This is a genomic window from Nocardia sp. NPDC004860 (assembly GCF_040609015.1).
Taxonomy (GTDB): Bacteria; Actinomycetota; Actinomycetes; order Mycobacteriales; family Mycobacteriaceae; genus Nocardia.
In genome coordinates, this window is the sequence record NZ_JBEXJI010000024.1 from 89,221 (window position 1) to 114,948 (window position 25,728).

Here is a 25,728-nt window from a genome sequence, read left to right on the forward strand (position 1 = left end):
CTCTGCTGTGCCACAGACGGGTCTTTTGTCACAGACTCGCTCTGCCCGGCTGCGGCAAGGCCGGGCCGTGGCATGGAGTAGGCGTCGCTTCGTCAACAGGGTGGCGGGCACCGAAGACACTACGTCCTGTTTCATCCGAGCTGTCGGCGTGGCTTACGGGGTCTGCCCAATTGCCCCATGCATTACTACAGCGCTGGATATTCCAATATGATCGCAAGGATGACGAGCGACGAACAACTGGGCTGGCTCAGCCCCGACGAACTGCGAACCTTCCGCGCCTTCAACCGCGCATGGGAAGCAGCCGCAGCTCACCTCGACGCCGATATGGAACGCGAGACCGACCTACCACGTACCTACTTCGACATTCTGTGGCGACTACGCCGCGCGCCGGATAGGTCTCTGCGGATGAGCCGACTCGCCGCGATCACCCATTCGAAGTCGAGTCGAATCACCCACGCCATCGGCCGCCTGGAAGCGGACGGGCTAGTGCGCCGCGAAGTTCCGCCGGGGGACCGACGCGGCTGGTTGGCCGTGCTCACCGACGAAGGTCTGCGGCGGGTGGAACAAGCAGCGCCGGTCTACGCGCGCAGCGTACGCGAACGTGTCCTCACCCCGCTCACCAACCAACAACGCAAGCAACTCACCGCTATCGGTGAAACCCTGCTCGCCGGTCTCGAACCAGAAGCTCTCGTCAGCAGTGGCGATAAAGAACAAGCCGCGACGCCCTGACCACTCAGACCGAGCCGCTTCGGCGGCGACCATCGCTAGCCAGCCCTCCGGCCAGGAAGGTTCTCCGCGGAAGTTCGTGCTACACCTACCGGATTCAATCTATGCACCGATACCACTCAGCCCTCTCGATTCCAAGTGATGAGATGAATGCAGACCCTGATGATTTGCGAACTATTTTCGACTGTTCCGACCCTGGATCGAGAGCCGCAGGGCTGAGCGCTGCGCAGGCATCGCTGAAATCGGGAGGTCTCGTCGTACTTCCGACCGATACGCTGTACGCCATTACCGCGGATCCATTCGACGCCACGGCGGTCGGCACGCTGTTCGAGGCAAAGCAGCGCAGACGGAACATGCCGGTTTCGGTCTTAGTTGGTTCCTGGGACACCATCGACGGACTGGTCTACTCGGTACCAGCACGAGCGCGGGACCTGATTCGGGCGTTCTGGCCCGGAGGATTGAGCCTTGTCGTCCAACAGGCGCCGTCGCTGGCGTTGGACCTCGGCGACACTCGCGGGACCATTATGCTTCGCATGCCCCTGCACCCGATTGCATTGGATTTGTTGCGTGAGGTCGGACCGCTGGCTCAATCCAGCGCCAACGTCTCGGGTCACCCGGGGGCCTCCTCCGTCCACGAGGCACGTGAGCAGTTGGGTAGCCAAGTCGCGGTGTACCTCGACGGCGGTCCGGTCACGGAAGGCGTCGCATCGACCATTCTCGACCTCACCGCCGATAGCCCGAGGATACTTCGTAATGGCGCGGTGCCAGCAACCCAGGTTGCCGAAGTGCTCGGCGTAGCGCCCGCGTCGCTGATGCCCACGGGTCGACGATAACAGCCTGGTGCGCATTTCAACGGAGTATGGAGACCTTGCGAAAGCTGACAAGAAATGATCGGTCGCGGGCAGGATTTGATGCCCCTGCGACCGATCACGTCGAGCAACCGGATTTGGTTCGAGGCCAGATAGCCACACTGATCATAGAAATGTAGATTCAAGCGATCGGATCGGCTGGTATCTGACCTCTGTCTTCGCCTCGGCTACGACAGCGCGAAAGACACTTCGCCTTCTTCAGGGTCCTCTCCATGCGGCCCAGAGTTTGTCGATCCGTCCTTGATAAGCTTCCACTCTTCGAACTCACGCATGAAGACAGTCATTACAGAGCCTATAAGCGCGGCGACGGCGATGTAGACAGCTATCGGCACCCACGAGTTGAAGGACCTAAGGAGAGAGGTGGCTATCATAGGCGCAAAGGCTCCGCCCACAAGTCCAGCTGCGGCCTGCCCGAGCGCCATCCCAGAGTAACGGAGATTCGCACGAAAAAGGGAGGGATAAAACAATCCCATACTTCCACCATAGGCGGCATAGCCTAACAAAAATATGACGAATCCTGCGTACAGCATAGCCAGGGAACCTGAGTTGAACAGGGGAAACCAGATGAACGGAGTGACCACCGTCAAAACCTGGCCTGACAGGAAGACCTGCTTTGCGCCAAAGTAATCAGCGAGCCAGCCGCAGAGGGGCATGCCCAATGTGAGGACTGCGGCTGTGATCATAACCGCCACAGAAATATCCGACCCCCTAATCCCGTGACTCTTTCCGTAGGTGAAAGAAAAGACTGAGGCTAGATAAAATGCAATGCTCATCGGAGCAGTCGTCAACGCGAAACCAAGCAGCGCACGCGGTTGCCGGCGAATAAGCTCGACCGGCGGGCTCTTACTGATCTGGCCGCCAGCTTGGACCGCTGCGAAATCCGGACTTTCGGCCAGCTTACTCCTGACGAAGATGCCGACGCCTACAAGCGCCACACTGAAGAGAAATGGGAGTCGCCACCCCCAGCTCATATATTGACTGTCGGGCAAGGATGTCACCAGGAAATTCACCGCATTGGCTAGCAGCAGGCCCACCACATTGCCGGTACTAACGATACCTGTAAACAGCCCTTTGTGGCCCTGGTTGGCGTGTTCATAGGTCATTAAGTAGCCCCCAGAGGTCTCGCCGCCCAAAGAAAATCCCTGAATGAATCGCAGAACGGTGAGTAGAATCGGCGCGGCGATACCGATTTGGTCATATGTTGGCAAGACGCCAATCAGCGCGGTGGCCCCTCCCATCGCGCTGAGGGTGAATACTAGAACTGCCTTCCGCCCGAGGCGGTCGCCAAAGTGGCCGAAGACCCAACCACCGATGGGTCGAGTAAGGAACGCCAAAGCAAAGGTGGACAAGGAAAGCAGGGTGCCGACCAGTGGATCGAATGATGGGAAGAATAGCTTTCCGAATACAAGGGATGCCGATAGTCCGTATATGAAGAACTCATAATATTCAATCGAGTTCCCGATCAGGCTAGCGGCCACCGATCGGACAGGCTGCCTGCGTGGTTGAACCATATTTGACATACAGTATCTTTTCGTAGATTCATAGAGTTTCACTCTGCGCACATGAATGGCCAGTAACGATATTGCCGAGCCGAGAAGACAACCCAACGCCACAGTGTGATTGTGGCGCGCCTTCATCGAAGGGCCTTTAGCCGCAGCCTTCGTGGTGTCACGCAGTAGCATCCCAGTGTGCTTGGAATACTCGGCCGGAGGCTCGCATGCTACAAATAGAGGCGCTGGGAGAAACGGGTCCGGTGCAGTGTGCAGTACAACCGGAGTCGAGTCTTTCAGGCAGTGTCGGCAATGGTTGGCCACACGCTTGACGGAAGTTTCGTCAGGCGTCAGTGCAGTAGGATTTCATCATCGCATCCGACGAACCGGCATTCGTGCGGATATGGGTACTGCTTGATGGCGGGAAGTACCGAGTATTCTGCCCGCAGAGATACGGCAAACCTCTGCGACACCTCACATGGATTGGCAACCTCGCCGCCAGATACAGAAGACCAGACTCGAATCGACGCGGACGGTGGAACTGTAGCAGTAAGTCAGCTTGTCGAAAATACACAGACTAGTCCGGGGCCTTTATTCGATTTTTACTCCTACGGGTTCGCGAATATCGGACGGAGCATAGACCCATCGCAAAATAAATGGCACGATGGATCTCTTTCCATAATAGGATTTCCGGTCAAATCGCGATAATCCAGCAAGATATGCTTACGACGCTGCAGTGGCGGACCGGTCATCTATTCCCTTATGGATTACTGTGCCGGCGCTGCCCTTTTCGACTCCTAGATTCTGCGGGTTACGATTTGGTGAAAACCATTTAAATAGATTTCCCCGGTGTTGTCAACCCCCGATCGAGACCAGCGTCACATCACTCATGGCCGCCCACCAGTTAGCCTCCGCCCCTCACGATGAGCTGCACGGCTCCGGCTACGGACGGTAGTCCTGCGGGTCCGGGCGGATCGAACAGTTCGCCCCGCACGACTGGGACGCCATGGTCGCCACCAACCTGACCGGCACCTTCCTGTGCACCCGCGCGGCCGTGCCGCACCTGCGGGAACGCGGCGGCGTGATCATCAATATGTCTTCGTCCATGGCGAGCCGGATAGCGGCCGGCGATACCAATCGAGCCCCGGACCGCGTGCGTCGGTTCGGGGCTCGTTCGGGGGTAATCGCCCACACTGATCGCATCAGCATGTTTGACGTCTGAACCCTACAAGATCGAAGGCCCGCTTGAGCGGCCCCAGTTTGGTGGTCGCCGCCAGCTCAGCATCCGCGGGTCACCCCCTGCCTGGACTTCCCGCCACAGCAGGTATCTGATCCAGGCCAGGGCGAGTTGGACGCTCAATCATCGGGGTCGTAGCCCATCTCGCGCAGTTCCTGTCGGCGTTGCCAGCCCATGTTGGCTTGGACGGTAGCCAGTCGAGTCTGGTTCGTGTTGAACGCCTCGACCGAAACCATAAGCGAACAGCCTATTTGAAGACCGCAATACCTCGTTGGCCCGAGGGTGTTGGTCATGTTGACCGGTCAACCCGACCTGGGTGGATCATCGGGTTGGGGTCGACTCACCCGACTGTATTGCTGATGGCTTGCCGCGGTCTGTACTGACGGTTGCTTTCGAAATGTGCTGCAGGACAACACCATTGCTGCGCCGATCACTCTTCGTTATGCCAAGCATGGCTGACAGATCTGTCAAGGGCTGCGCGTCCAGGCAAGCATCGTGTCGGCCCACTGCTCGGCGTCGAAGAGTTGGGCGTTGCCCAGGCCGGTTGCCTCGCGCAACGCTTCCGGATATGTCTGGTCATAAACGCGATTCGCAGCTGTCGCCATCTCGGGAGCCAACAGCATCCACTCAGCACAGATACTCGTCGGGGTCCACAACATCGCGTCCGACTCTTCGATTGCATCGAGAAGTCCGAGCGCGCGTAACCCGCGCCAGAGCGACGCGCATCCCGGACCCGACGTGCCGTAGGACGACGGTGGACGGTCGACGGCTAAGAGCGGCCGCGGCAGCGGGCTGGTCTGTATGCGTGCCAGCAGTGGAAGTCCGAAGACTCGTGCGAAGTGGGCTCGATGGGTTCCATCACCTTCTACCGCGAATATCGGCCCTGCCGGGCCTTCGACGCGTTCGAGTCGGACCGGCTTCTGGAAGTGACCGGTCATGAACGTGTCGATCCACTCGTCAAGTCGGTCCGCTGCGGCGGCTTCGTACAGCAGCACACAAAACCAGGCGAGCGAACGCCGCCACGCCTCAGCCCGATCGAATCGGCCCCACTGCTCATGGTCCGGTGTGCTGACCACCAACACCGGGTCAACCCAAGCGAGGTAGTGGGCTCGGGCGCCGTCTTCGCCGCCAGGCGCCATGCCCGATCCGAAGGCGGAAATCAGCCGCGCCTGGGAGGACATCGAATTCACCTGTGCCACTCGCATATCGAGCCAGGTGCCAAGTTCGCGCCCTGGGTCTGGATCGCGCACGTAACGCATCCTCGCTGCTTGGGGGCCAGGTTCCGGCATCTCCGCAAGGAGCATCGACAAGGCATCGTGCAGGTGCAGACGCTCTGGCCCGTGAACCACCCGCTGCAGGTGTTCGTCCCATCCCTCAGAGTCGCTGTCGAGCTCGGCTTCTCTCACGAGCGCGGCGTCGTAGAGTGCGACGACGTGTGAGACCTCGGGGCCCGTCATCGCTGCGCCGCTCATCCCGAGCCGAGCCAGGACGTCGTACATCTCCTTCGCCGTGGCAGACCAGCCACGAAGAGCCAGGCCTTCGTGACAGACGGTGAAGACGCCTGAGTCTGCTCGTCGGATCATGGAGCCCCTTCGACTGCAGGACCGTCGGCCAACGCAGAGCCGGCCCGGATAGATCACTCAGGCTACCGTGCGTTGCTGTGCCGTATATCGCTGTGGGCCGGGATGTTTCGTCACAGCCAGGTGATCAGGTAGCGGAGCTCGGCATGGATAGCCCGAGTGATTCAGGCGAGATTCGCTCAACCCGAAATATCCTGTCAGCCAGCTAAATTCATCGCTGGATGCGTCATCGATCGAGGCGTCCGATCTCGGCACGGTGCCACGTGTACCGGAGAGGTGTCGCTACCACGTCATCTCGTGCACCAGGTAGTCGCGCACTTCCGGAGACGCAGGCAGCACGTTGTTGGTCTGTGGCAGCCGCAGCACGTTGCCGTCGCCGCGGGTTGCCGCGGCCGCCACGACCAGCGAATCACCGTCACGATGCCGTCCACGCCGATCCCCGTCGAATCGGGAGTGCTGCAGAAACCGTGGGACGCCGTCACCGATCCGCACGAACTGCAGAGTCGGGTGTCCCACTCCGACGATAGTGGTCAAAGCGCCGACATTCGCAGCGCGCATCCGCTGATTGTGTGCGAAGGCTGCCGCCGCCAATTCCGCGTTGCCGCCCAATGATTCGACATCCACGCCGGTCAGCTTACGCAGGCCCGCCTCGGACTCCACGCAGGCGTAGGTCGGCAGCATCTCGTAGACCGCGGGCATGGTGCGCAACGCGCGAACGAGATCGCGGTGCCCGGGAATATTGACCGTAGTGCCGGACAGATACTGAAGTACACGCATGCTGCCCAGATACGGAGTGCCCAACGTGTATGTCGTGCGCACGATGTCGCGGCCACCGAGCGCACCGGTGAATGCCTGGGCGACAAGACCGCCGTATCCGTGCGCGATCAGCAGCAGCTCCGCATCCGGTCCCGCCTCGGGACGGGTTCGCCACCAGGCCAGATGATTCTCCGCGGCCTGAGCCAGCAGCGCCGCATTGTGCATCGATCCTAAACGCCAGTCATATGTGAACGTCAGTACAGCTTCGGGGATCGGTGCCGCACGACGCAACGCGCGCAGCAACGAGGTGTAGGGATCGACCTTCCACACGCCTCCGATCGACAGTGCGACTGGATCGGCTGCGGTGAGAGGAACCTGCTCGCCTGGATTCTCCACACGCAGATCCAGTGCACCAGAACCAGCCGCGCTGCGGAACAACGCACCGGGACGCAAACTCCACACCACGCGCCCGGAGTCCTGGTCCGTCAGTGTGCTGCCAGCGAACCCGGGCAGGACAACGATTGCGTCGCTGGTGCGCGCGGAGCGGGGCCGCGCGACGGTGAACGAAGGATTCTGCTGTTCCGAAACCGCATGGTCGGCAACCGGATCCGGATGCGCAGGTGTGTGCTCGATGCCAGTGTGGGCGGCTGCTCGTCGTTGCTCGTGACGATGCAGGACCGCGAGCAGCGCGTCCTTGGCGGTGGAGTCGAGGCGGTTCCGCTGCGGGATAAGGACCTTGTAGCCCCCGCCCGAGGTGCGTGCCACGTTCTCGGGAGCGATGTACTGCCAATAGGCGCGCTCCTGCTCCACGTCATACAGGACCACCAGAACTGGAAGCGTATGCGAGAGCCAATACTTCACGTGCCGAGCGCGGGGCCGGAACACCCAACCCCGTGGTGTTGTGCTCCGCTCGGAGAACCAGCTGCGGCCGGCTTTGACCTGCACCGCGAACAACCTGCCGTCAGGACGACCCTCACAGACCTCCACCTGGGCATCGATGCCGTAGTCCGCGCCCTTCTGTTCCCGGTACTTCCACCGCAGTTCGCGGATGACCAGAAGCCCTACACCCCATTCCCCCATCTGGCCGGTATCGTCGGTCGACGGAGAATCCTCCATGCGAGGCAGCGTAACCGGAGTCGCATGCCGACGTCGTTGGTTCGATAACAGTCTCCGCAGCGCACACACCCGCGACGGCACCGACCGAGCGCGGCGAGCGGTACTCGCCTATGGGGCGCCTGTGCACCGCCGATGGTGTTCCCCGACGCCTCGGCGAGGTCGAAGTGTCCTTCCCCCGAATTCACTGGTCACCGGCGGCGTAAGTGAAGGCGAGTGCTGGCTGAAAGATCAACGCACCCAGGGCAGGATGATGGGGTGGCTAAAAATTGAGGTCGTCCCCGACCGGGTGGCAGCAGCCCTCGGGAGACCAAGCGTGTCCAGGTTTTCGACGCCGCGCAACTGATCGCCGCGGTCGAGAACATCGCGCGGGTGGCAGGGTCATTTGAGGCGGGACCAGACCAGCGGCAGGCCGCTCTGGTCGCAGCGAACATGCTCGACGTGTGGAGAGCGGATCAGGTTGTCGTTCGTCTCGATGACCAGTTCGTCGACGCGATCGTATCCAGCGACACCAATGTGCCGATGGTGCCGGATTGGTTAGGCCGGTTGCCGTTTGGGTCGCTAGCGGCATCCTTGCCGACGCCTCTGCCGCTGGACGACGGCACCGACCTGTGCCGGTACACGGGGTTCCTCGCGACCGGAATCGTTCACGGGACACCAACCGGCAGCAGGATCCACACCAGCTATCGGCCGTTCGCCAAGGGCGACGGGATCCGTTTCCTGTGGGTCTACAGCGTCGATGGCGATCCGGTGCCGCGCTATCAGACCATCACCGTCGAGTTGCGAGGCGCGCTCGCGAAACCGGATCTCACTCTCGCCGGATGGATTTCAGGCTTGCAGCACGCCGCGCAGGCGCAGGGACATCCGTGGGGACCGGAGTTGTCGGTGCTGGTCCCGCTGTCGGTACAGGCCTTGCTGTATCTGACCGCGCAGGAACCGGATCTGGATTGGATTCCGCCCGAGCGATTGAGCCGGCCCCAGCAGTTGCGGACCGCGGTCGTGGGCCATGTCGGGTGGCGCGTCGGTTCTGCGTTGCGCACCTGGCGCAGCGTAGAACCGACCAGGCCCACCGCTAACCCCGAACCGGGGAAGGCCGCAGGAACCTGCCGCCGCACATCCGTCGCGCGCACTGGCACCGGGTGCGGATGGCCGCCCGTGACGGTGACGGCCGCATCGTCGGCGATGTGGGCGGGCAGCGCGGCGTCGACTGGGACTATCAATTGCGCTGGTACCCTCCGACACCGGTCAATACGGGCAGTGCTGGCCCAGCGCCGGTCGTGCGCGAGATGGGCTGACCCTATGTCGGTAGAACCGGCGTTTGGTGTTCTTGGGCTCGCTCGATGTCGTGTGAACTACAGTGCATGTGGGCCGAGGCGCTGGCCCGCACTGTGCCGGACATCGACGCCCACGCCGTCGCCGGGCTATTCCACGGTCAAGGTCTGTGATCGCGCCGAGCGTGATCAGCTGTCGTGCCCGAAACCCGGTAGGCGCGGAGCGTGGGAAACCGTGCCGTATAAGGAGTTCCGGCATGACCCGTGATTATTTTCGAAAGAAAGCTGTCCGCGACCACGCTGCCGCCACGGACCGCGCGTATCTGGACGCCGAAAGAAGTCTGACCGCATCGAGATCCGCAGGATTGGCACTCGCGGGCGACCTTCGTGACAGGTTGGCCGCCGGTCTGGTCGCAGCTGGGTGCCCGGTGGAGGTTGAGCACAACCCACAGGACGCGGGATTGCGGATCTACGCCGGACCGGCGACGATCTCGGTCGAACGGCAGAACAGCCTGACGATCTTCACCGGAGACGAGCATCCCGACGACCCGGACGTCTTCGACCTGACCATGCCTCTCGCTGTGTTGGTATGGGCCCCGCTGGTTGGTGAGTATTCCGAGGAACTCAAGCGCGTCTTCGGCGTCGATGGTCACGAGATCGCCGCCGATCGGACGGTCGCCGCGATCATCACCGAGATCGATTGTGTGGTGGGGCAAGCCCGTCAACGCGATCTCGCCGATTTGTCCGCCGACACCGAATGCGGGATCTGCGGGGATCAATATCCCGCTGTGGGATTGTTCAATCCGACCAAGGCCGAGATCAGCGTGTGTCCGTGTTGCGCGTTCGACGGGGACCTGCTCGGTGCCAGTCCAGAGCGGTTGGCATTCGAGATCGACAAGGCGGTTTGCGGGAATCTGGCGGTGCCAGCGGGATGGGCGGGTGCGCAGGCGTTGCTTTCGTGTCTGTGAGGTAACGAGTTCCATTCGTGGCTGCAACGCGAGTGGCGGGAAGCTGGAACCACTTTCACGCCGCTGGAGTGGTGGGGTGCGATGGGAAAGACATGGATCTGGCTTCCCGCGCCGGATCGGCGGCCACCTGCGTTGGCCAGCTTCGGCTGTGGGGCGTCCCTCGCCCACGTCGTGACCGCGATCGCCCGGATCCACCCGGATCTGCGCGGCCAGTGCCAGATCAACCGAGCCGACGAGATCGCGGAGTTCCTCGATGCCGACGACAGCGGCGACCTGGACGAGATGACGCTGGAGCGTATATGGCCTGCGGCCATTGCCTACGCGGTCGCGCTGCTCACCCAGCAGTCCGAACGACCAACGCACCGAAGTCCCTGGCACGTGACCGAATCGTTCGAATTGTCGGCGTGGGTGGAGGAATTGGAATCCGACCTCGACGACTACGAAGTCGAGTCCATCCTTGGCGTAGCGATTCCCACGATCGTGGGTGCTCTCGATCCTGCCGACTCGGAGGTCTGAGGCGACAATCCTCAGGCCGAGGCTGTGAGCTGGCGGACCTCCGCCAGCTGAGTCGAGGCTGCGGTCCCGCTGCTCGTCACTCCGAGACGCTCAGCAGCGTCCCGGACAGGGGTACAACGAGCGGGTTCCGTCCATGTCCAGCGGGTCCACGAGCGGATCGCCGTCATCCCAACTCACGGCACACTGAATGTCTGTTCCCCAGGCTCGCCGGCCGTGCATGCTGGAGTCGACGTAGCCGGACAGTTCGACTGCCTTGATCAGGCTGGGCAGGCGGTCGCGGGGCGACATTGACTCTTCCTCTCGCCACAGCTGGCTTACGGTCCCGCCGCAGATTGGGATGCGGACCTCGCTATTGGTCAAGGCGGCGTTGGGCAGATACCAAGGTGCTCTTCGGTTTCCTGGGATCTGTTGTCGGAGGTGGCCGCTAGATTTTTCCTGTGAGCGCGAGTGATCCGTTCGTCTTTCCCGCGGTCCCGGACGGACTGCCTCCCGGCCGGGTGGTAACTGCTCGCGGGGGCCGTTGGGACGGGCGCGAGGTCTTGTGGGTCTCGGACGAACGCCAGCGCCACGCTGACCAACTCTGGAGCCATCTGTATAACGAGCACGGCGCTACCGGCCTGTATCCGCTGTTGCTCGATGTCTTGAAGGTCGGCTCCGACGGGGACCGGCGGCCCTGGCGCAGCGGTGAACTCGGCTTTGTTCCCGTCGAGGCGATCGATGTGCTCGACCCAGACCGTGTGCTTCAGCAGTGGTGGCGAGTCTCCGACGACCCGACGTTCGAACCCGAGATGCCGAGGCAATGGCCGGGATTGGCCTCGCCCGGCATCGATTGCGACAGTCCCGATTCCACGGCCGGCTGGCTGGCGAGTATCCTGGCCACGGACACGATTCCTCGGCTCGGGCTGATACCCGCACAGCGCGGTGCAGATGCCGTCGCGCTGTGCGGCTGGCAGGGGCCGATGAATCACACTGGCGAGCCCGAGAAGATCTCGGCGGTGCTCCGCTCCTGGGAAGAACGCTTCGGTGCCCGCGTGGTGATGCTCGGCTTCGACACCCTGGCCCTGTCGGTGGCCGCGCCTCCACGCACCCACGCCCACGCACGGCAGATCGCAGTCGAACACGTGGCCTTCTGCCCCGACAACCTCGACGACGACACCCTCGACACCTACGCCACCGCACTCATCGACCACCTCATCTGGGAATTCTGGTGGGACTGATGTGACAACTATGGTCCGTCGTTACACGCATGACCGGCGCGAAGCAAGCCGTATCTGTCACCGGATGCAGACCGAAGTTGTCACCGCCGGAACCAAATCTCCTTGTTACCAGGCGATTCCGCCGCTGGTGACAGATGGCGGTCCCGCCGACGACCCACCCGATCGCCGACCCATGGCTTTCCTTGCCGGACATCTGCGCCCTTCTGTTCCCATTCGTGAGGCGGGCCAACAAGGCCCCTCCAGCGTGCGCGTCGTGCCACAACAGGCGACGTGCTCAGCGCTTCACCCGGGGATTCACCCGCTCACCACCGGCGCACGGAGCCTGAGCTGGCCCGGCCAGCTAACTTACGCTACCGTAGGTTGCCTCACCGAAGATCACTGCGAGCTGGGACGTTCGGTCCCCAGCTAGGAATACTCGGTAGCGATGCTGGACGCCGGTAGCGACAGCGATTATCCAAGACCCGCCCGATCTACTCGGAATGTCTTGTCAGCCAGCAAATTTCATCGCTGGTTACGTCGTCGAACCAGGCGCCGGCTCTCAGCACGGTGCCACGTGCACGGGAGAACCTGCCAATGGCCTCTGTCTCGGCTCCCGCTCGTCATCTACGCCCGGCGCGGCACCCGCACAGCCGCTGCCCCCCTTTCCGTTCGGGTGGTTCGCTGTTGCAGCCAGTGCGGATGTTCGGCCTGGGCAGGTCATCACGCGCCGTCTCGCGGGCCGCGACGTCGTTCTGACTCGCCTCCGATCGGGCCGTCTCGCAGTGTCCGAGGCCGCGTGTCCACATCTGGGCGCCCATCTCGGCCAGGGCGGTACCGTGACCGCGGGCGGGAACTTGCTGCGTTGTCCCTTCCACGGTTTCGAGTTCGATCTCACAGACGGCCGTTGTGCGGCAACGCCGCGCCCGTACGGTCCGCCGCCGCGCACTGCGCGGCTGGCGATGCTGCACGCGCGGGAGGTTCTCGGCACTATCCTGGTGCACGGTCCCGATCGCGGCGAACCGCAGTGGGAAGTCGAGGAAGTCTCGACGGATCCAGATGAGCACTGGATCCGGTTGCGGCACAACGTGATTCGATTTCACGGTGGACATCCGCAAGAAGTATCCGAGAACTCGGTCGACCTCGGGCACCTGTCGATCCTGCATCAGTTCGCGGCAGTCACGGTCCGCCGCCCACTGGAAACAGATGGCCCGTATCTGCGCAGCGCCTACAGCGCACGCCTGGCCCGGGTGCCGGTCATCGGCCATTTGAACGTCGACTTCGATGTCTACGTGGACGGATTGGGCTTCAGCCGCGTCGAGACCCGCCTACCCGACCTGGACCGCTTCCTCGGGACCGGATGGGCGCTGCGACAGCTGGTGATGCCGGCCCCCACCGACGATGGCACCCTCGAGTTGCGTCTGGCCGTCAGCGTCCGCCGACCCGACCGCCGACCGAGCTGGCTGTGGACCGCGATCGCCTATCTCATTCGGGCAGCGGTCATGGTGCGGTTCCGCGGAGAAGTGAACTCCGACCTAAAGATTTGGCGGCACAAGGCATACCTCGACCGGCCGACCCTCGCCGTCGGTGACGGGCCAATCGGACCCTACCGCCGCTGGGCCGCGCAGTTCTACCCCGAGAACGCGCCCGCCTCGGCCGACTGACCCCACTCGTTCACTCCCCCTTTCCTTTTCGAGGTTGCTCATGCACTCACCCATGCTGGTCGTCGAATCGCTCACGGCCATCGCGCGCGGCCGCGGGCAGTCCGTCTATCGGTGCCCGCCTGTGGTGCCGGCCGGATTCGAGCCGGTTCCGCTGGCTTTCCACGGCCCCGACGCCCTGCCGGTCGTCGGGATCGCATCTCGGTTGTGGCGCACCATATTCGATCCCATCGGTCTCGTCCGTGAGGCCGCCGCACACTCCGGCGACCGCCCATGGACAATCCGAATTCCCGGCCAATTCGACCTGACCTATCTGCCGGGGCAGGACGGCTACGACACCCTGATGGGGTTGTCGGCCAGTGATGCCGGCATGGGCAGTGTGTTCTCCCGGGTCCCTGTGATCGGCATGTGGTATCCGCGCCACGGCCGCATCGATGATCACGACTCGCTGCAAGAACTTGTGCTGATGGGCCGCCGGATCATGGCGCAGATGCTGTCCCCGGACCGGGTCGCGGGCCTTCCGGCCCTGATCGAGACCGTCATGCGGGATCGGATGCGGCAGTGGGGCACATCCGTAGACCTGGCCGAAGTCCTCTACCAGGCCGTGTACGAGATCTCGATCCGGTTCTTCGCAGGCGAGAAATTCTGGTCCCGCTTCGGTGAGGAGCTCATCCCGGTGTTGCGGGCGATTGCTGATGGCATCGACATCCCTAGAGCTGCCTTGGCAGTCACTCCTGCGCGATTTGCGATGCGTGAATATCGAGCCTCGCGGCGGCTCGTCGGCATTTTGCGTCGTGCGCATCGCGAAATCGGTGACGCCGACTCGCCTTTGTTCGCCGCGATCCATGCCGCCGGGGTGCACCGCGACAATTGCTCGTGGATGACGATGTACGTGCTGTGGAATGCCACCGCGTACCCGGGCAGCTACAGCTTGTGGACCTTGGTCGACGCCGTGACCGATGCCCGCACCAGCGAGGCGTTGGCTGCCACCGATCAAAGGACCACCCTTCTCAGCTGGTGCATGTGGGAAACGATCCGTCTGAATCCCATCTCCTCGCTTGTGAGAAGCCTGAGCGAGCCCCTCGAGTACAGCCATGATGGACACCGGTATTACTTGCCAGCGGGCACCCTCGCGGGCGTTGCGCCGTGGCTGCTGAATCGTGATTCGGAGACCTGGGACAGGCCGAATGACTATCTGCCCGAACGGTTCTCAGGAGTAGCGCGGCCACGGTTGTTCGGCGCCGGCCCGTTCTCGTGCGTGGCGGCGGAGTACTCGCGGGTGCTGATCACCGGCGTGTGCGATGCGATCCTCACTGCCCGCGAGATTTCGTTCCCGGGCCCCATTCCGGCTCGCCGCTGCCGTGTCCATCTGACCTACCCCAGCGGGCCGGTCGTGGCCGAATTGCCTGTGCGGGCACAGAAACCGCAGGCGGTGCTGACGAATGCATAGGCAATTCCAGCAGGATCTCCTTGTTGCGGCTCCACTCGCGTTCGTGCGCGACCAGATCGCGGCCCTGCGCCACGACCTTCCGGCACACGACCGCTACGTCGTCGACGCCACCTTGCTGCGCAGCCGCAGCGACGGCGCGCAGAGCATCGACGACTACGACGTCCTGGACCGGATCGGCCCGCGACCGATCGCGCTCACCATCCGCTACCGCACCCGCATCACCTGGGACGAGAACGACGGATCCGTCATCTACGCAACCCCACTCCCCTTCGGCATCCACCTACACACCCGCCACACATGCCAGGCAGAGGGCGAGAAGACCCGGATCCGCGAGACCGTCGACGTCACAGCGCCCCCGGTGCTCCTGCCGATCGTCTACCGCGGTGTCGCGACCGCCCAAACACGGCTGCTCGCACACGTGAAGGCCACCGCCGAATCCGCCTCGGCCGACGGCGCTGAAGCACTCGGACACGGTCCGGACAGCTAGAAGCCCGCATCCGCGAACCGTAGCCACACCACGAAAGAGAACCATGCAAATCGCCAAATATTTTGCCCCGACGTTGATTTGCCTGACCGCGTCCACCGTCCTCGCGGCCGCGCCAGCGGGCGCTGATCCTGCGACGCCACCGGCCCTGCAGATAACAGGCACCGACCAAAGCGTTGCTTACACTGCGGCATTGTCCGACGATCACCGCGCCGCGATCACCACCCTGCAGGCCGGGCAATTCCGCATCAACGCAGACACCACTGAGGTCGAGGTCACCGGCGAAGACGGGGTCCAGGTCGCCGCCGTTCCTCTTGGTTACGACATCGCCGGCAGGACAGCGGAATTCACTGCCGCGATCGATATGGACGGTTACCGTCTGACGTTGCGCCCGGTCGCCGAGACCGAGACCCCGCTCCGTGACATCGACGCCCAGCAGCGGTTCTTCGACGTCCTCCAGGCCAACATGCCTTCCGTGGCTGCGGGTGCGGCCCTCGGTGCAGCGATCGGCTTCGTCGCGGGTTTCCCGCTCGGACTGTTCGTTCTGGACTTCATCACCGCTCCGCTGCTCGCCGTCGTCGGCGGGCTCGTCGGGGGATTTATCGGACTACAGCAATCAGGAGGCGCGCCTGCTGTCGACGCCGCTTTCTCCTTTGCCGACAGCCTGCTCACCGGCACGGCCGATGCGATTCGCCCTCTGGCCACAGCGCTTAACGCATCACCACAGCCCACCAGCTAACCCGACCCCTCACAACAAGCTGCACGGCTCCGGGCTGCGGACGGTTCTCCTGCGGGTCCGGGCGGATCGAACAGCTCGCGCAGCCGTGCCGCACCTGCGAGAACGCGGCGCCGTGGTCATCAATATGTCCTCGTCCATGGGCAAGCCGGATAGCGGTCGGCGCCGCGGGCTACAGCGCACCAAGGCCTCCATCGAAATCCTCACCCCCACCACGCAATCGAACTGGGGCAGTGTGGAATCCGGGTCAACGCCCTCTCGCCTGGCATTCTCGACGCCGGCATGAGCGGTCGCGCGGCTCACCTTCGCCTGGGGGCCGCGGCGCCGCTACCCACCGGCGACCGGGTTAAGGTCAACAGAGTTGAGTGAAACCCGACCGTTCAGGATGCAGCACGTGGAGAACAAGAAGGCGCCGTGGACCGCCGGCGACATTCCGGATCTGCAGGGGCGCACCGCCATTGTGACGGGGGCCAGTGCCGGGCTGGGGTTGGAGACCGCGCTGCGGCTCGCCGAACACGGCGCCCGGGTGGTCCTCGCCTGCCGTAATGCCGACAAGGCCGCGGCCGCGGCGGAAGCCATTCGTCAGACCGTGCCGGATGCCGAATTGCCGTTCGTGGAGCTGGATCTGGCGTCGCTGAAATCGGTCCACCGGGCTGCGGAACGGCTGCATGACGACTTCGGGCGGATCGACCTGCTGGTGAACAATGCGGGCACGCTGAGCCGGGAGCGGACCGTCACCGAGGACGGGTTCGAAACCACCTTCGGCACAAACCATCTGGGACCGTTCGCGTTCACCGGGCTGGTGTTGGACCTGCTGCGAGCCGCACCGCAGGGGCGGGTGGTGACAGTGACGAGCGCGGCCTCGGCGAAGAAGGGGGCGCGGCTCGAGCTCGATGATCTGTTCTACGAGCGTCGGCCGTACAAGGGCTTCCAGGCGTATGCGCAGTCCAAGCTGGCCAATGTGCTGTTCGCATTCGAGCTGCAGCGGCAGCTCAATGGCACCGATGCTCGGCTGAGTTCAATCGCGGCGCATCCCGGGGCCGCCGAATCGGACTTCGCACAGAATTTCGGGCCAGCCGTCGCCTTTCTGGCACAGCCGTCGCTGCGGTGGGTGTTCCGGGTGTTCATGCAGTCCGTCGAGATGGGTGCGCTGCCGACGTTGCGGGCGGGCACCGATCCAGACGCGCAGGCCGGAGAGTTCTTCGGGCCCACCGGGTCCACCAAGGGGTACCCGGTGCTGAACGAAGCCTGCGAGCAGGCCCATGATCCGGAGCTGGCGGCCCGGCTGTGGACGCAATCCGAGCGGCTCACCGGCGTCACCTACCAGTTCGGCGAATTCAACGGCGGGACAGCGGACTAGACCGCCACGCGGCAGCGGACTCCGCCGTCCTACCGCACCGCTCCTCTGCTCGCTCTTGTTGGCGGGATCGTGGGGGGAATCATCGGACTGCAGCAGTCCGGCGGCCGACCCGCGGTCGATGATGCCGCGTCCTACTTCGACAGCCTCATAGCCGCGCCTGCGGTGCAATTCGCCTGCTGACTACTCAGTACAGCTGTGGCCGTCTCGCCAACGATGACAGCACGACGACAGCTGGTCTCTCGTCAAGGTCGACTATGGTGCGGCCTTGGGTTCTCTTCCGGCGCGGCGACTTCTACGGCGAGGATGCCCATTGGACCTTCGGCCGCCGGAAGTAGTCAGACCCGGGCCCTACACTCGCGGCCGTGCCCGGTCGACTCTCTGACCGCGATATCGCGGCTATTCGTGAACGTGTCCGGATCGAGGACATCGTCGGCGGCTACGTCACGCTGAAGCCAGCCGGACCACTATCCATGAAGGGGCTGTGCCCCTTCCACGACGAGAACTCGCCGTCGTTCCATGTCCGGCCACAGAACGGCCATTTCCACTGCTTCGGGTGCGGCGAGAGCGGCGACGTGTTCACGTTCGTTCAGAAGATCGAACACGTGGGGTTCGTCGAAGCAGTCGAGCAGATGGCGGACCGGATTGGGCACACCCTCACCTATGAGGGCGGCGGAACCTCCGTCCAACGCGACCGCGGCACACGCGCCCGCCTGGTCGCCGCCAACGCCGCCGCCCACGAGTTCTACACCACCCAGCTCGCCACCCCCGCGGCCGCGGAAGCCCGCACGTACCTCATCGACCGCCACTTCGACGCGGCCACCGCACGGCACTTCGGATGCGGATACGCACCCGGAGGATGGGACACCCTGACCAAACACCTTCTCCGCAAGGGCTTCAACGCCCAGGAACTCGAGGCGGCGGGCCTGTCGCGCCCGGGCAGACACGGGCCGGTGGACCGGTTCCACCGCCGCCTGCTCTGGCCGATCCGCAACCTCAGCGGCGACGTGATCGGGTTCGGCGCCCGCCGCGTGCACGACGACGACCCCGTGACCGCCAAATACCTGAACACGCCAGAGACCCTGCTGTACAAGAAATCTCAGGTGCTGTTCGGGCTCGACCTCGCCAAACGCGACATCGTCAAAAGCCATCAGGCCGTGATCGTCGAGGGCTACACCGACGTCATGGCCATGCACGCCGCAGGCGTGACCACCGCAGTGGCAGCCTGCGGCACCGCCTTCGGCCACGACCACCTCGCCCTGCTGCGACGCCTGCTCATGGACGACAACTTCTGGCGCGGGGAGGTCATCTTCACCTTCGACGGCGACGCCGCCGGCCAGGCCGCCGCCCGCAAGGCGTTCGCCGGGGATCAGAAGCTGGCCGGGCACACCTCCATCGCGGTAGCCCCCGCCGGCCTGGACCCGTGCGAGCTGCGCCAGCTCCACGGCGACGGCGCCGTCCGCGATCTCATCGCACGCCGGATCCCGCTGTACGAGTTCGTGATTCACGATCTGCTCAAGCAACACGACCTCGACACCGTCGAAGGCCGCACCCACGCCTTGCGGCGCACCGTGCCTGTCGTCGCGCAGATCAAAGACACCGCCCTGCGCAGCGCCTACGCCACCCGGCTCGCCTACCTGCTCGGCTGGTCGGACATCAACTACGTCACCCGAGCCGTCGCGGCCGCCGCGCGCACGGCCCGGCACGACAGTGGACGCATCGGTGCGGCCACGGCCCCGGCGCGCACGACACCGATCGCGAGCAGCGCGCCCCCCGGACCCGATCCCGACGACCCAGCGCTGCGGGCTCAGCGGCAGCTGCTTGCCGCCGCCCTCCAATACCCGGGCGTCGTCGGTGCCGGATTCGATGCCCTCGACGAGCGCGCCTTCACCCACCCCGCCTACATCGCAATCCGAGCCGCTATCCACGCTGCCGGCGGCACCGCCGCACAGCCCGACCTGGCCACTGTCACCGAGCACGCCGACGAGACCGTCCGCGGCCTGGTGCGCACGCTGGCGGCCGAACCAATCCCGGTGGCCTCGGCGCGAGATATCCCCCGCATCGTGCACGGCATCCTCCTCCACGTGCAGCAAGCGTGGATCGGACGCCAAACCGAGGAGGTGAAATCACAGCTACAGCGGGTTTCACCGACCGACCAGCCAGACATGTACCGCTCGCTGTTCGACGACCTGATCGCTCTCGAGCAGTACCGTCGAACGCTGCTCACCCAGTCCAGCGCCGACGCGTCGACCCGCTGGACCCACACCCAGCCCACCCAGGACCCGCTGGCCGCCACCGAAATCACGCCGCCAGCGCCCGAGGCGTGACCCGCCGGGTGAATCAGTAGTTCGGGGCAACACAACGTCCGCCCTGGCTCGGCGGAATGCTCGCGTCCGCACACAATCCGGTCTGCCAGACACGTCGCAGCGGGTCGTGACCGTCGGCCTTCGCCGCCGCGGTTCCTTCAAGGACCGTCCCGCGGTCCCACCAGAGACTCCGTCCGACGAGGCGGCGGGTGTTCTCTGCGGAATTTCTCCCGAATCCCCGGGTCTACCCGGCGATCGCCTCCAGCATAGAGCTGGTCGGTGACAACGTGCCCCAGCGCGAGAGCGGCCAAGAGCTGGGGACCGCCCACGGCGATTCTGCCTATATTCGGCGTGTCGGATACTCAGTCCCAGTGGTAGTCTCGAACTGTCCAGGGGTAGTCTCGACCGGGTGCCCGTAAAACTCTATTACGCCCTCGCGCAGTTGATGGCTACCGCTGGCGTTGACCTCACGCCGCACTAAGTCACACAACTGATGCGACGGTGGTTGGCCGGGCAGCGTCGGGCATGGGGCCAGCCCGCCCACGACCCCGCGACCGGCTGGCAGATGTATCTGCTGTGGATCCGCACCGACGAAGGACAAATCGTCCAGGTCACCGGCCGGATCGCCCCGCCGGACTTCTACATCGTCGATGTCCGCCCGTTGACCGCCGCCGAAACAGCCGAATTCACCCAGTGGGAGGCCCGCAATGATTGACAACACCACCCACACCAATGACGTCGCTCCGGAGGAGATGACGCAGATCCTCGCCCGTCTACAACCCGGCAGCGAGCCCTCGGCACCAGAGACCGAGGCCGAGGCCACCACCGCCGCCGGCTTGGTGGCGCGGTCGATCAAGTTGCCGCAGGACCTTGATCTGCGTGTCGAGATCCGCGCCGGTGAACTCGGCATGTCCAAGAGCGCCTACTACCGTTGGTTGGCCGAGAAGGACCTGAAGAACGCCTACAGCGACGAGCCGGAAATGGTGCCACTGGACCAGGTCCGACAGATCGCAACCAGCGCCGTCGACGAAGCCCTGGCGCGGCTGTCACATCGGCCCGGTCACGCCGCCTGACCACAACCTCCCTCGCTTGCTTCAGAGCGGGCGTCGTTGGCCGGAACGCGAAAGGGCAGCTCGCAGAGCAGAAATCGCGGGAACAGCCCGAACCGGCGGCCGATTTGGACTCCGGGCGGAGGGCGATCCCACGCACCCGCAACCCGCGTCGGGGACATACGGAACGTGGGCGGAGCGCATGCCGTGATCTCCGGTGCGCGCCCCGCCCCGGCCGATGGCAGAAGGTCAGCAGGCCGCCGGTACTGGACATCGTCGCGACGACCGACGACGGCCTGCCCAGCCTGATCAAGGCGGTCGAACTGTTCGGCTGGTTTGACTCCAGCATGCACGGCTGGCGAGCGTGGGGCGCAGACATCCAGTGTGCCGTGACCTGGGATGGTGGCAACCCGGTCGTGGAACCGCTGGGCTCGGACGGTGACCCTCGCGAAGTCCCCTGTTCGGGACACTGTGAACCCGTCTCGGGATGAATCGCGGTGTCGGGGTCCGCTGACCACGCGGACACAAACTAGGCCAAGATCTCCAGGTCAGCACCCTACAGGCGGCGTGGTGCATTACTGGCGAACAGTCGGTGTGCCCTTGAGAGCGGTAGCGGCCTGGAGATCGCCAAGCAGATGATGCTGTGTCCCCCGGCAATCCGGTCGGCTTGCCGTAGCCGAGCGGCAGGTTCAGAGGCAGTGGATCGCCGAGAATGAAAAGATCGCAAGGCCCAGGCCACAATTCGAGCATCCGTGGGGCCGTCAGCAGCGGCCGGATCGCAGCAAGGCGCTGATTGACGGGCCGGCTGGTGGGATGATGGGCAGCGACGCAAGCGCCTGCGCTGCCGAGGAAGAAGCGGGCGAGAATCGGCCTGACATCGGGAATATGGTGCTCGACATCGATGCCCAAGGGGTCGCGATGTGCCGCACCGGCCTGCCGAGACGCTGACGTGGTGAGGGCGGCCGAAATCTCTTCGGGGGTGAGGTTTCCCGGCAAGTCGGGCAGCAGGATGCGGAGCGGGCCGGTCTGGGGCTGCTGCTGGTGGGTCCAGTCGCAGTCGAGCGGGCAGGCGAAAACGACGGTGCCCGTGGCCATCTGCAGCGCGGGAGTGTCAGAACCCGTACGAGATGGGGCGTGTCGCTCATGGGTTTGATTCTCCTGCTAGCGGATTAAATGTGTGCCACTGCCGTCGTGGGCTGCTCGCTCGTGATTTCCGTCATCTTGCCGGTACTCCGGCGAGAGGCATGTCCGCTGTTTGCTCCAAAGATGCTGCGATGCAGCAGTTTCCACGCTTACCATACCGTCCGGTATCCGACTGGTTGCTGGCGCCGCCAATGTGATCTTGTTGAATTGTGGGCGACGACGACGGCGTGACCAGCGACGATCGGTTCAAACGCGGAAACACGTGGCTCGGCGTCGCCCCGGCCGGCCGAACCGGGATAGGCCGGTATCTGTTCCGCTGCCCGGCAGTGTGGTGCGAGTGGACCCATGATCAGGTCCAGGACACGATGGGGCGGTGGCGTCAGGAGGTCGATGACGCGGTCGGCGCGCATATGGCGGCGCGGCATCCGCAGTGGCAGCGGTGGGTGGGTGGCCATGGTCGGCTCCAGTATTGGGGGGTGTCCGGCGCGGCGCGCTGGATGGGGTAGCGGCGGGCCGCCCCGGACGGTGGGGCGGTGAGAGTGCGAGCGTGACGGCTCGCGCAAGCCGGTGGTGGCGGCGTCGATGCAGGTCAGGGGTCAAAGCCGTCGGTGATGGCCCACTGCTGGCCGGTGATGTCGCGGTGCGGGCCACGGTGGCGGAGCGTGCAGGTGGTGTCGGCAAGCGCAGTGAGGGTGCCGGCAACCTCGTTGTCGCGGCGGCGACCTCCGAATACTCGCATGTCCGTCTCCTCATCACAGAGCCTCAGGCGGGCCCGTGACTGCGGGCGATGTGTCGTAGGAATTCCTCGAGTTCCGGTGCCTGCAACGGCGTACGACGATCGGCGAGCATGTCCCTTTCATTATCTCTTTCCGGAATTGTCAAGACCTCGGCGCGGAGCATTTTTGTATAGCAGCAGAGCTTGTTTCCGGTGGCGTCAGGGCGCTCGTGCGGTGTCCAGGCGCTGCCACCTGGGTCGTGCGCGAAGGCCGTGGCCGGCCGATTCGCCCATATGCTCCGCCGGAACTACCTGACGAAGTCGGTGCAAGCGGCGCCTATGCCTCGACATGGCGAGGTCCGATACCTCTTCGGTGGACTTGAGCGAATCGACGGCTTCTTGGGTTCGCGCCAGTCAATGAACGAAGGGGCAGATGCGTGTTGACGCGCTCAAGTTTACATAAGGGATATTATCAGCGTTTAATCGAGTTGCGCCGCAAGCCTTTTCGTGCATCTTCAGATGTCCGATCCGGAAAGAGTTGCGTGTGGTCCGTCGAGGGTGCGTGTGCTCCGGATCGGGTGGATAAATCCGGGAAAACCTGCGTGTACGGCGGATTATTCAATGCCTTCTGCATAGTTATGCGTCGACATGTTGTGTCACTGTGACGTATGTGACTGTTGGTGCGTGTGTGACTTCGTCCGTGACGTGCAGGTCTTTCCGGATTTCGGTCCCCGCTTTGCTGTTCCGTGCGGTGTCCTGGGGTTTTGATTCTCCGTGGCGTGCAGGTCTTTTCCGGACGGTGTGTGGCGGGCTCGTGCGTGTCGGGTGGGCCGGCTCCGGGGCTCGCATGTCTTTCCCGGATTGTCCGGAGTTGGACTGCTCCCCTGGGTTCCTTTGTGTTGCAACAGTTTTAGCCGATAATAGGTAAGGTAATTATGTCAAGTTGAAGTGTCCACCTCGGCCGGTGCAACCCCATACGTCGCTGCCCGCGTCGGCCCTTTGTGCAAGCTATCGGCGCTCATCGATGAGTTCGTTTGCGGCGGTTGGTGTGCGGGGCGTGCTGCAACGATGCGGATTACGGCTGTTTCGGTGTGTTGTCGCGGGTGGAGCTGGAGAGGTCCCGGCCTCTCGATGATGAGGACCGCAAGCTGATCGCCGCTCGGCGCCTCGACAGAAACCGGCTGTATTTCGCGATCCAGCTTGTGACTGTGCGGTATGCCGGGTTGTTGTTGCCCGAGCGCGAACCCCTCGATGTTCCTGCGGAGCTGGTCGACTATCTGGCCGAGCAGCTGGAGATCGCGGATCCGGCGTGTGTGAAGTCCTACGCCGACCGCTAGAAGACCAAGCTCGATCATTGCGTGGGAGATCCAGCGCGAGTACGGTTTACGCCCGTTCGCCGAGATTGATGGGGCTCTGCCCTACCTATGGGCGAATTCGCTCGAGTAGTCGATCCCCAATCGGTCGACGACGATCTTCAAGGTGTACGTTCCCGGGTTTAGCGCAAGCTCGACGAAACGCACCATCGCAATGGGGTACGGACCCGTCGCCGGCCCGAACACCAGCTCCGTCTCGATCGAGCCGATGTGGTTCACCAGCGTCACCACGCAGTCGTCATAGAGGGACTCCAGCGGCAGCAACGGCGCGGTGTAGGGACCGGGCTGTTCGACCGGGGTGATCGTGAGCGGCACCTGGATCCAGGTATCTGTGCAGATCAGTCCGCCGTGCCAGGCCTGCCAGGTATCGGTGCACCCCAGAATAGCCGGAGGCACCAGGAGCGTGACAGTTGTGTCTGTTCTCATCGGTTTCACGCTCCTCTGTTGCGCCTATGCTCCCGGAAAGGTGTTACGGCACCCGATGCTGTTGCACGGGCAATGATTTCACAGACTGGTTGGTGCTACTCCACCCCTGCGAGACGGCACCCGATCGTCCACGGGCCTGCAGTTTTCTCGATGCTTGTCGGGATGGGGTTGGCGGTCTCCACGGTCTCCGATCCGGTTAGACGAAAGCTCCACCCTGCATTTCGATTGCTCTTGCACAGTGGCGACCATCCCTGGACAGTCGGATCCCAGCCCAGTCCGTGGTTGAAGGCAAAGCCGGAACCTGCGGGGCTGCTTGGATGTGAGACGTATGAATAGGCGGCGAGGGACAACTTCCAGCTGACTGGTTGAGTGCATTGATACGAGGCTTGGAACCACACAGCCGTCTGTCCCGTCCCGCCCTTCGCCACGATGTTCGCGTTCATCGTGCCGTTGCAGGACCCGACCGTTCGGGGTTGCTGTTCTCCGTTGAGTGTCTTCATGGCTTTGATCGGTATCACCCAATGGTTTTCGTCGATGAACCGAGCGTCCTTGTTGTTCGGCGAGAGATCGACGAACGGGACCCTTTCTTGGACTTCGGCTGCAGCGGGGCCCGCCGTGATGGTCATCGTTGCGGCTGCAGCAAACAGAGCCGTGAGCACTCGTGTGTGATGCCTCCGACCCGGTGACGAGGCCGCACGGTTCAATCGCTGCCGCAACTGGGATCTGAAGACCGGAAACGGACGGGCTGACAAGAAAACAGCGATCATCGGAGTGAGCAGGATTGTTCGGCGAGTCATCGTTTGCCCCTTTGCTGAACCTCGGTGCGGCCTGTGTGCCCGGGTGTTTTCCGGGGCGGCGGCCTGCTCGCAGCATTGAGGTCAACCGGGACCGTTCGTGACACGTCGATCTGATCGCGACATGAAATAGCTTGTCAGGCTATGTTTCTCGTCTTTCCGTTCCGGAGGCGCCGACGCAGTGAACCTGCCTGCGCGCGGGTGGTCAGCGGGCGCACAGGCACGATGAACTTGGTGTTGCGCGCGTATGCCGACCACAGGTCGGAGGTCAATGCACCGCTGGCTATTACGCAGATGCGTTGTTCGGTAGATGTCACATCGAGGTCGAGAACGACCATGAGCCCGTTGATACCGGTCATCAGCAGGTATCCGGCGATGGGGAGGAAGTCGGCGAAGCTGTGACTGGAGACCGCAGTGGCCGCCACGATCGAAGGCCCCAGACGTCTCGTCTGGGCCGGGCCTCATCAGGGATGTGTCGTGGCCGCCAGGACGGCTCATCGACGACCTCGAAGGCG

The 25,728-nt window shown here is 63.7% G+C and carries 26 protein-coding genes; 18 read left to right on the forward strand and 8 right to left on the reverse strand.

The window, feature by feature from the left end; translation table 11 throughout:
- Positions 1-219: 219 nt before the first annotated feature.
- Together ABZV44_RS33180 and ABZV44_RS33185 are read left to right on the forward strand one after the other, a co-directional pair.
- On the forward strand, positions 220-729 hold the full coding sequence (locus ABZV44_RS33180) for a MarR family transcriptional regulator (RefSeq protein ID WP_354845115.1): 510 nt from the start codon (positions 220-222) through the stop codon (positions 727-729).
- 164 nt (positions 730-893) lie between these two features.
- Entirely contained in the window at positions 894-1,559 is a 666-nt protein-coding gene (locus tag ABZV44_RS33185; protein WP_354845284.1) for an L-threonylcarbamoyladenylate synthase, read from the forward strand.
- Positions 1,560-1,762: 203 nt separating this feature from the next.
- Here the strand turns inward: ABZV44_RS33185 and ABZV44_RS33190 are convergent, their stop codons facing one another.
- Positions 1,763-3,073, reverse strand: a complete 1,311-nt coding sequence (locus tag ABZV44_RS33190; protein ID WP_354845118.1) for an MFS transporter — start codon at positions 3,071-3,073, stop codon at positions 1,763-1,765.
- A 985-nt stretch (positions 3,074-4,058) separates the two neighbouring features.
- Between ABZV44_RS33190 and ABZV44_RS33195 the strand changes: the two genes are divergently transcribed.
- Positions 4,059-4,307, forward strand: a complete 249-nt coding sequence (locus tag ABZV44_RS33195; protein ID WP_354845287.1) for an SDR family NAD(P)-dependent oxidoreductase — start codon at positions 4,059-4,061, stop codon at positions 4,305-4,307.
- Between the two features lie 482 nt (positions 4,308-4,789).
- Here the strand turns inward: ABZV44_RS33195 and ABZV44_RS33200 are convergent, their stop codons facing one another.
- Positions 4,790-5,821, reverse strand: coding sequence for a hypothetical protein (locus ABZV44_RS33200; protein ID WP_354845121.1), 1,032 nt, complete (start codon positions 5,819-5,821; stop codon positions 4,790-4,792).
- A gap of 363 nt (positions 5,822-6,184) precedes the next feature.
- A complete protein-coding gene (locus ABZV44_RS33205) occupies positions 6,185-7,855 on the reverse strand; it encodes a DUF4365 domain-containing protein (protein WP_354845124.1) in 1,671 nt (556 codons plus the stop codon).
- Between the two features lie 348 nt (positions 7,856-8,203).
- Here ABZV44_RS33205 and ABZV44_RS33210 point away from each other — a divergent pair, with 348 nt between their 5' ends.
- The 3 genes from ABZV44_RS33210 (at position 8,204) to ABZV44_RS33220 (ending at position 10,526) form a co-directional block, all read left to right on the forward strand.
- Positions 8,204-9,310: a hypothetical protein gene (locus ABZV44_RS33210; protein ID WP_354845127.1), complete on the forward strand. Its 1,107-nt coding sequence runs from the start codon at positions 8,204-8,206 to the stop codon at positions 9,308-9,310.
- Positions 9,300-10,010: a hypothetical protein gene (locus ABZV44_RS33215; protein ID WP_354845130.1), complete on the forward strand. Its 711-nt coding sequence runs from the start codon at positions 9,300-9,302 to the stop codon at positions 10,008-10,010. Before ABZV44_RS33210 ends, ABZV44_RS33215 begins: the two co-directional genes overlap by 11 nt.
- A gap of 81 nt (positions 10,011-10,091) precedes the next feature.
- Positions 10,092-10,526, forward strand: coding sequence for a hypothetical protein (locus ABZV44_RS33220; RefSeq protein ID WP_354845133.1), 435 nt, complete (start codon positions 10,092-10,094; stop codon positions 10,524-10,526).
- 90 nt (positions 10,527-10,616) lie between these two features.
- Here ABZV44_RS33220 and ABZV44_RS33225 read toward each other — a convergent pair whose 3' ends face one another.
- On the reverse strand, positions 10,617-10,814 hold the full coding sequence (locus ABZV44_RS33225; RefSeq protein ID WP_354845136.1) for a hypothetical protein: 198 nt from the start codon (positions 10,812-10,814) through the stop codon (positions 10,617-10,619).
- 149 nt (positions 10,815-10,963) lie between these two features.
- Between ABZV44_RS33225 and ABZV44_RS33230 the strand changes: the two genes are divergently transcribed.
- The 11 genes from ABZV44_RS33230 (at position 10,964) to ABZV44_RS33280 (ending at position 22,411) form a co-directional block, all read left to right on the forward strand.
- The gene (locus tag ABZV44_RS33230) at positions 10,964-11,743 is read left to right on the forward strand and encodes a DUF4253 domain-containing protein (RefSeq protein ID WP_354845139.1); all 780 of its coding nucleotides are present in this window, start codon (positions 10,964-10,966) and stop codon (positions 11,741-11,743) included.
- A gap of 479 nt (positions 11,744-12,222) precedes the next feature.
- Positions 12,223-13,383 carry a Rieske 2Fe-2S domain-containing protein gene (locus tag ABZV44_RS33235; RefSeq protein ID WP_354845142.1) on the forward strand — a complete coding sequence of 387 codons (1,161 nt, stop codon included), beginning with the start codon at positions 12,223-12,225 and terminating at the stop codon, positions 13,381-13,383.
- A gap of 52 nt (positions 13,384-13,435) precedes the next feature.
- On the forward strand, positions 13,436-14,830 hold the full coding sequence (locus ABZV44_RS33240; protein ID WP_354845145.1) for a cytochrome P450: 1,395 nt from the start codon (positions 13,436-13,438) through the stop codon (positions 14,828-14,830).
- A 43-nt stretch (positions 14,831-14,873) separates the two neighbouring features.
- Complete coding sequence (locus ABZV44_RS33245) at positions 14,874-15,317, forward strand: hypothetical protein (protein ID WP_354845148.1); 444 nt, start codon at positions 14,874-14,876, stop codon at positions 15,315-15,317.
- A gap of 43 nt (positions 15,318-15,360) precedes the next feature.
- Positions 15,361-16,053, forward strand: a complete 693-nt coding sequence (locus ABZV44_RS33250) for a hypothetical protein (protein ID WP_354845151.1) — start codon at positions 15,361-15,363, stop codon at positions 16,051-16,053.
- Positions 16,054-16,444: 391 nt separating this feature from the next.
- The gene (locus ABZV44_RS33255) at positions 16,445-17,410 is read left to right on the forward strand and encodes an oxidoreductase (protein WP_354845154.1); all 966 of its coding nucleotides are present in this window, start codon (positions 16,445-16,447) and stop codon (positions 17,408-17,410) included.
- 362 nt (positions 17,411-17,772) lie between these two features.
- On the forward strand, positions 17,773-19,734 hold the full coding sequence (gene dnaG, locus ABZV44_RS33260; protein WP_354845157.1) for a DNA primase: 1,962 nt from the start codon (positions 17,773-17,775) through the stop codon (positions 19,732-19,734).
- A gap of 472 nt (positions 19,735-20,206) precedes the next feature.
- Positions 20,207-20,428 (forward strand): hypothetical protein, encoded by a 222-nt coding sequence (locus ABZV44_RS33265; RefSeq protein WP_354845160.1) that lies wholly within the window; start codon positions 20,207-20,209, stop codon positions 20,426-20,428.
- Positions 20,421-20,786, forward strand: coding sequence for a hypothetical protein (locus ABZV44_RS33270; protein WP_354845163.1), 366 nt, complete (start codon positions 20,421-20,423; stop codon positions 20,784-20,786). Before ABZV44_RS33265 ends, ABZV44_RS33270 begins: the two co-directional genes overlap by 8 nt.
- 792 nt (positions 20,787-21,578) lie before the next feature.
- A complete protein-coding gene (locus ABZV44_RS33275) occupies positions 21,579-21,710 on the forward strand; it encodes a hypothetical protein (RefSeq protein ID WP_354845166.1) in 132 nt (43 codons plus the stop codon).
- Between the two features lie 404 nt (positions 21,711-22,114).
- Positions 22,115-22,411 (forward strand): hypothetical protein, encoded by a 297-nt coding sequence (locus ABZV44_RS33280; RefSeq protein ID WP_354845169.1) that lies wholly within the window; start codon positions 22,115-22,117, stop codon positions 22,409-22,411.
- Between the two features lie 83 nt (positions 22,412-22,494).
- Here the strand turns inward: ABZV44_RS33280 and ABZV44_RS33285 are convergent, their stop codons facing one another.
- Positions 22,495-22,644 carry a hypothetical protein gene (locus ABZV44_RS33285; RefSeq protein WP_354845172.1) on the reverse strand — a complete coding sequence of 50 codons (150 nt, stop codon included), beginning with the start codon at positions 22,642-22,644 and terminating at the stop codon, positions 22,495-22,497.
- A 1,010-nt stretch (positions 22,645-23,654) separates the two neighbouring features.
- Between ABZV44_RS33285 and ABZV44_RS33290 the strand changes: the two genes are divergently transcribed.
- Positions 23,655-23,957, forward strand: coding sequence for a DUF4158 domain-containing protein (locus tag ABZV44_RS33290; protein WP_354845175.1), 303 nt, complete (start codon positions 23,655-23,657; stop codon positions 23,955-23,957).
- An 81-nt stretch (positions 23,958-24,038) separates the two neighbouring features.
- Here ABZV44_RS33290 and ABZV44_RS33295 read toward each other — a convergent pair whose 3' ends face one another.
- The 3 genes from ABZV44_RS33295 to ABZV44_RS33305 all read right to left on the reverse strand — a co-directional run bounded on the left by ABZV44_RS33295 (position 24,039) and on the right by ABZV44_RS33305 (position 25,638).
- Positions 24,039-24,419: a hypothetical protein gene (locus tag ABZV44_RS33295; RefSeq protein ID WP_354845178.1), complete on the reverse strand. Its 381-nt coding sequence runs from the start codon at positions 24,417-24,419 to the stop codon at positions 24,039-24,041.
- A 95-nt stretch (positions 24,420-24,514) separates the two neighbouring features.
- Positions 24,515-25,078: a hypothetical protein gene (locus ABZV44_RS33300; protein WP_354845181.1), complete on the reverse strand. Its 564-nt coding sequence runs from the start codon at positions 25,076-25,078 to the stop codon at positions 24,515-24,517.
- 272 nt (positions 25,079-25,350) lie between these two features.
- Complete coding sequence (locus tag ABZV44_RS33305) at positions 25,351-25,638, reverse strand: hypothetical protein (RefSeq protein ID WP_354845184.1); 288 nt, start codon at positions 25,636-25,638, stop codon at positions 25,351-25,353.
- Positions 25,639-25,728: the final 90 nt, after the last annotated feature.